We start from the raw sequence: 6,268 nt of genomic DNA on the forward strand, positions 1-6,268 counted from the left end.
GTTTGTTGGGGGGGCTTGGCTTTGCGCTGACTGCGGCCGCCATTATCGCCACCCAGAGCCGGGGTGGTTTGCTGGGTATCTGCGCCGTTGGTGGCCTGTTTGCCTGGCAGCGGGTGAAGTCGAAAACCCTGTTGATCTCCCTGGGGATGGTCGCGCTGGTGGTGCTGTTTGCCGCCGCCGGGATCAGCGACCGGGCATCTGGCGGCGCCGCCGAGAGCGGGGTCGATGCCTCGGCCATGGGGCGGATCTACGCCTGGCAAGCAGCCTGGGGCATGGCGCTGGGCCATCCTCTGGTGGGGGTGGGCTTGTCCAATTTCTATTACAACTACTTCTTCTACAGCCCCCATTGGGATGGGCTTAATCATGCGGTGCACTCCACCTGGTTCGGGGTGCTGGCTGAAACCGGCTTTGTCGGGTTGGCGCTGTTTATCGGCATGGTGACGGTGGCCCTGCGCAGTTGCTGGCGTTGCCAGCTTGCTGGCATGCCTCCTGCAGTGATCACGGCAATGCAGGGGGTGATGGCCAGCATGGTGGGGTTTGTGATTTCGGGATCCTTCCTGACTCAGGGCTTTACCTGGCCCATCTATCTGGAGCTGGCGCTGGCCGTCGCCGCCATCAAGTACGTGCAGCAGGCGGCCACAGAGGTGAAGGCCACCGCTGAGGATCATCAGGAGGCAACCCGGTTGCCGGCAGTGCCACCAACGGGAGCAAGAGGATGAACGCAACCCCTGTTTTGCTGGTTCACTACGGAGAGGACTGGATCCGCGGCAGCGAACGCTGCCTGCTGGATCTGCTGGCCCACCTCGATCGCAGCCGGTTTACGCCCCTGCTCTGGTGCAATAGCCCGACGCTGGCGGCAGAGGCGGCCACCCTCGGGGTAGAAACCATGGTCGAGCCGTTCAGCCTGCTGCTGGGATGGCAGGCGCCCCGTTTTGATCTTGCAGCCCATCGGCGCCTCTCTGGGCGAGCCAGAGAGCTCATCACCGAGCGGCAGATTGGGCTGGTGCACGCCAACAGCGCGGCTCCTTGTCAGTGGCTGGCGGGGGTCTGTCGGGCGTTGCAGGTACCGCTGGTGTGCCACCTCCATGCCCGTTACCAGCCAAGAGACAGGTTCAGCCTGCGGGTCCATCAGGCAAACGTGCTGATCGGGGTGAGCGAGCCGGTGTTGACCGGTTGGCGCCAGGATGGCTGCACGGCCGATCGGTTGATCCGGGTTCCCAACGGGGTGGATGCCGCTCGTCTGAATGGCGGTGCTCACTGGCCGGTCGTCGGCATGCTGGGCTTGCCCCCGGGGGATATGATCATCGCAACCGTCGGCTCATTGATCAAACGCAAGGGAATTGATCTGCTGATCCGCTCGCTGGCTGCCCTGATGGCATCGGGGGAGGAGGCCCAGTTGCTGATCATTGGCAGCGGCCCGGAGCGGGAAGCATTGGTGGCGTTGGCTGTCGAGCTCGGGGTGGCCGAGCGTGTCCACTTTCTCGGCGAGCGGCCGGACAGTGCCGCTATCTTGCGAGGCGGGGTGGATCTGCTGGTCTCCGGAGCCCGTGAGGAGGTGTTTGGTCTGACGTTGGCGGAGGCGGGCATGTTGGGGCTCCCGGTCAGTGCCTATCGGGTGGGCGGCATCCCCGAAGTGGTGGAGGAGGGAGTGACCGGCTTGCTGGCAACCCCGGGGGATTGGGCCGAGATGGCTGAGCACTGGCGGCAATTGAGCAATCCGCAGCGCCGATGTGAAATGGGACGGGCCGCTCAGCTGCGTGCCGCACAGCTGTTCACGGTGGCGCGCTATGTTGACGCAGTCACGGCGGTGTGGGACGCCGCGCTGGCTGGTCGTTGGCACGCAACGGCCCCCACACCCTTCCGACCACTCATGCATTGGGCGGGGCAGCGACTTCTTGCCAGAGGTCGCAATATGCTGGCGAGTGGAATGGCAAGAGTGGCGCAAAAAGTGCAACTGGGGTTTGGCCGCCGCAAGGTGCCAGAGTAAGGGAGCAGCAAGATGAGCATGCAAACTGAGCCGGTGTTTGGAAAGATCATCGTTGTGGATCCCATCCCGTTTCGCGGTGGCTCCAAGGTTGCGACCGAAGTGCTGCTCGATGAGTTGGCCAAACGGATGCCCGGGCTCACATGCCATGTGTTGACCCAGGATCCCGACTCCTGGTCCCGTTGTCAGCATCACCCTCTTTGGCTGCCCCACATATTGAAGGGGCGGGAGTCCGGCATCGGCTATCTGCTCAAACAGGGGTGGCAGACCCTGCTGATCCTCTGGCTGGTGTTGCGTCTGGGGCAGGTGAAGTGCCTGGTGGCGGCGTCCGGGCCTGGGGTGGATCTCTGCTGTTACTGGGCGGCCCGCTGGTTGCGGTGCCGGGTGGTTCAGCTGATCCATGGCCCTGTGGGGTGCTCGGGGCTCTCTGCCAGGGCCTTGCAACGGGCGAGTTTTGTGTTTTATCTCGAATCAACCCGCAGCTCCCTGGCGGCATTGCTGGCCCGGCTTGGCGAGACCGAGTTCCCGTCACACTGGCAGCCATTTACCAACGGTTTGAGCGAGATTGATTGGCCCAAAGCGACCCTGGGTGGTCCCCGCATTTTGTGGGCGGCTTCGTTGCTGCGCTGGAAGGGGCTGGAGACCATGCTGGCCGCCCATCAAATGATCCCTGACGCTCGCCCCGAGCTGATGGTGTGCTATCTGCAACCCAAGGGCACGCTGCAACCCTGTAGCCAGCCTCAGCCACAGCTGCCAGACACGCACTGGTATGCCAACCCCGCCAATCTTGACGAGATCCGATCTCAATGCGGCATTTTTGTCTCCACCAGTCATCAGGAGCCGTTTGGTCTCTCCATTCTGGAGGCCATGGCGGCAGGATTATGCGTGGTGATCCCGGCCGATGGCGCCTGGTGGGATCGACACCTCACCGATGACGTGAATTGCCGCAAATATCAGCCAAACGATCCTGGCGATCTGGCGCGGGTGCTGGCCAGCCTCAACACCATGCCCGACGTGGTCAAGCGACTTGGCCATCATGCCCGCCTGCATGCCATGGTCCATTACAACGCGGCGGATACCTATCAAAGCATACTGGATCAGTGGGAAGGCATGTTGCGATGGGATGCGTTGAGCATTGCCGTGCATGGTTAGCGCGCAGTGGTTCCCCACGGGGAAGATGGGGGGGTATGAGGGACTTATGGTCAGACTGGTTGCGGGAGGGTGGGTGACTCCGCCACTCTGATGCAGTTGCGGCCGGATGATTTGGCGGTGTAGAGCGCAGCATCAGCCAGTTTTACCAGTTCAGACGGCTGCCAGTGACTCGATGGTCTGAGGCAGGCAACACCCATGCTAACGGTCACCAGACCGGTGGCATTTTGTGCGTGTGGCTGCGCGAGTGCAAAAATCAGCCGCTGGATATGTTGGGCAATTTCATAGGCGGATTGACGCTCGACATGTGGCAGCAGGATGACAAATTCCTCTCCGCCGTAGCGGGCCACCAACTCCCCCGAGCGGCGCCCGGATTGCGCCAGGGTATGGGCCAGCAATCGAAGGCACTCGTCACCGGCAACGTGGCCATAGAGGTCGTTGAACTGCTTGAAATGATCGATGTCGAGCATGATGAGCGCAATCGGCATCTCTGTCTGAATACAGCGCTCCCAGGCCTGGTTCAATGAGTTGTCGAACAGACGACGGTTGCCGATGTTGGTGAGCCCGTCGGTATTGCTGAGCGCTTCCAGTTTCCGGTTCGCTTCCGCCAGCTCCTTGGTTCTGAGCTCGATAATGAGCTCCAGCTCATGTTGGCGCTCCTCAAGACTGGTCATCGGGTAAATTTCGCTTTCCCGAGCCGCACTGTAAGGGATGGAGATACTGCTGTGAGCAATTTTCCACGCCATGGCTTCGTGTCGAAAAATCAATACCAGTCTGGCGGTTCTGCTGGAGAGGATAGGTTCTGATTTCGGTAGATGGATATGAAAGAAGGCGGTGACCGCCACCACATCGGCGGCCAGATCTTGCAGGGTCACATCGAGTATTTCCAGGCGGATCCTGCCCGGGATCTGGGCAAAATCGCGGCGGGTTATCCGGATCCACTCATCCCTATCGGTAACCAGAACATCACTGCTGCCGGCAAAACCGCTGAAATTGTCGCTAAACCGCATGGTGAGCCGATCATCCCGTGATGAATACAGCTCGATGTACTCATCAAACAGTGAGCGGATCAACTGTTCCCGTTCAGTGGTCATTGCGCTGGGCCCATGTGAAGTGGTCACGTTTTTCAAACGTTCGATTGAACTATAGTCAATTATGTCATTTTAATTGGCTATCTATCTTGATTTTTCTCGTTTTTTTGTTCAATTCCCGCACTTGGCAAGTGTCCATTGGGCCAGCCAGAAACAAGGCTCCATGGCGTGGTTATCAGAGGCAGTCAGGGGGAGGCTGGCGGCCGCTGCGGGCTGAATTTCACGAGCCGAGCAGGGCTGTCAACGAGTTCGAGTTCGATCAGGCAAGGTAGTGGCTGGGGGCACTGCTAGGCTGATGATTAATACACTTATCGTTTGTCATGTTTATCCTACATTCCGCACCTGATTTAGGAATAAATTTGTCGGTAGCGTTCACCCAATACCTCCAAAATGATCTGCTGGTCTCCTGTTAGCTCCGTTATCTGAGGCGGGGCTTCTCCCAGTCGATACTCATGGATGCCACCAAAGCGCAAAAAGATCCAACGGGCGGTTGGCTGCTGGGTCGGCTTCTTTTTCATATCTGCCACACTGCGGTTCTGCGCCACTAACCCCTGCCGGATCCGGTGCTCCAGGGCCGCATAAATCATCAGGCTACAGGTCATCACCATCAGCAACGCTTCAATTCGTTCCGGTTTTTTCAGGTACAGTGAGGAGGTTAAAAATTCCGGGCTCTTGAGAAAACGAAAGCCTCGCTCGACATTCTGCTGTGCCTTATAGGTGGCCAACAGTTCGGCCATGGTCAGCGTGTCGCTGTGGTCATTGGTCGCCAGGATGAACACCCCGGTCTGGTTGCGAGCCGCTTCAACTTGCGCCAAGCTGGTTGCCGCCACACCACTGATGTGAAACTGGTAGCTGACCGGTGCTTCCCCCTTTTTCGGTCTGCCACAACCGGCATAAACGGGGTCACTCACCACCTCGGCATCCAGTTGCAGCAGCATCAAGCTGGCGCTAAAACGACTCAATTCGGCCTGTGCATCCGCTTGGCAGGCAAAGCGTTTGGCACACAATTTGGCGAAGGCTTTGAGCTCGCGGGTGCTCTCTTTAAGCAGGTTTTTAGCCAATGTTTGCTGCTCACGGTTGCTGGCCTGTTCGCTGCGCACCAGCAACCAGCGCTGCGCGACGCCGGCATAATGGGCGGATTGCCAACAGCCATGATAACCATTGCCCAGCGCAACCAGCGACTGGGTGCCAATCGTTGCCACGGCCTGCTTGGCCTCGTTCAACGTGACCGGCACCCGGGTGACAAACAGTTGCTGCTGTTGCGCCAGCAGTTGCAAGGTCTCGGCACAATACAGTGCTGCATCGCCGACCAGATAACGGCAATCCTGCGCAGCCTTGAGGCTGCTCAAGTGGCGACGAACAGTCTGGGCAAAGGCTTTGGTGTCGTTACTGTTGCCACTGAGGGCCTGCATGTAGATGGGTAGCCCGGCCTGATTTTCACAGATGAGTTCCAGGATAACCTGGTTCAGCTCTGGCCGATGATCTCGACTATAACCCCGCACCAATTGCAGCTTACCGATCGTGTCCCCATCGGCCTGGTCATAGGCGCCATCGACGTGGAAGCTGGTGATATCGAGGTGCACTGCGGTGCTGTTGAGCCCCAGTCGCTCAACGACTTGCGCCGCCATCACTTGATACAAGGTGCTGACATCGGCCTCAAAGAGGGCATCGAGACAGCGCCCGAGCACATCATCATTGAGATCATCTGCACAGATCCCGGGGCCAATCAGGCGCTCAACCGGCTTGTTAGCGAAGAATTGTGGGAACATGTGCAGGGTGCTGCTGTGAAAGCCGAGGCCGTTCACTATCATGGCCACCAAAGCGTCACCGTGTGAGACCTTGAAAGGCGGTGTTTTGGGGAGCACCGCATCAATCATGCGGGCAATTCCCAGTTCTTGGCAGAGTGCGGCGACCAAACCAAGGTGATCGAGGTTACGGATAGCGATAGCGGCCATGATGATCTACCTGCAAAAGAGAGTAATAGATCAGAATGGCCGATCGCCGTCAAGCTTTGAAAAAGCCAAAATTAGGTGCGGAATGACGG

Annotated in this window: 5 protein-coding genes; 3 read left to right on the top strand and 2 right to left on the bottom strand. The window is 59.0% G+C overall.

The annotated features are described in order from the left end of the window. The 3 genes from AB5Y84_RS10760 to AB5Y84_RS10770 form a co-directional block, all read left to right on the top strand. A partial coding sequence (locus AB5Y84_RS10760; RefSeq protein WP_368176911.1) for an O-antigen ligase family protein occupies positions 1-719 on the top strand: 719 nt, incomplete at its 5' end. Beyond that, positions 716-1,987, top strand: coding sequence for a glycosyltransferase family 4 protein (locus AB5Y84_RS10765; protein WP_236297491.1), 1,272 nt, complete (start codon positions 716-718; stop codon positions 1,985-1,987). The genes AB5Y84_RS10760 and AB5Y84_RS10765, both read left to right, overlap by 4 nt. A gap of 12 nt (positions 1,988-1,999) precedes the next feature. Continuing rightward, a complete protein-coding gene (locus AB5Y84_RS10770; protein WP_368176912.1) occupies positions 2,000-3,136 on the top strand; it encodes a glycosyltransferase family 4 protein in 1,137 nt (378 codons plus the stop codon). Between the two features lie 50 nt (positions 3,137-3,186). On the opposite strand, the gene AB5Y84_RS10775 is transcribed toward AB5Y84_RS10770, so the two are convergent. Both AB5Y84_RS10775 and AB5Y84_RS10780 read right to left on the bottom strand, forming a co-directional pair. Next, positions 3,187-4,254, bottom strand: coding sequence for a diguanylate cyclase (locus AB5Y84_RS10775; RefSeq protein ID WP_257725456.1), 1,068 nt, complete (start codon positions 4,252-4,254; stop codon positions 3,187-3,189). Between the two features lie 317 nt (positions 4,255-4,571). Then, complete coding sequence (locus tag AB5Y84_RS10780; protein WP_368176411.1) at positions 4,572-6,185, bottom strand: IS1634 family transposase; 1,614 nt, start codon at positions 6,183-6,185, stop codon at positions 4,572-4,574. Positions 6,186-6,268: the final 83 nt, after the last annotated feature.

Origin of the sequence: Aeromonas sp. s11 (assembly GCF_040907945.1) — a bacterium.
Classification (GTDB): Bacteria; Pseudomonadota; Gammaproteobacteria; order Enterobacterales; family Aeromonadaceae; genus Aeromonas; species Aeromonas veronii.

Coding starts and splice junctions, on each gene's coding strand:
- AB5Y84_RS10770 (WP_368176912.1), top strand. CDS start 2,000: ATGAGCATGCAAACTGAGCCGGTGTTTGGAAAGATCATCGTTGTGGAT.
- AB5Y84_RS10765 (WP_236297491.1), top strand. CDS start 716: ATGAACGCAACCCCTGTTTTGCTGGTTCACTACGGAGAGGACTGGATC.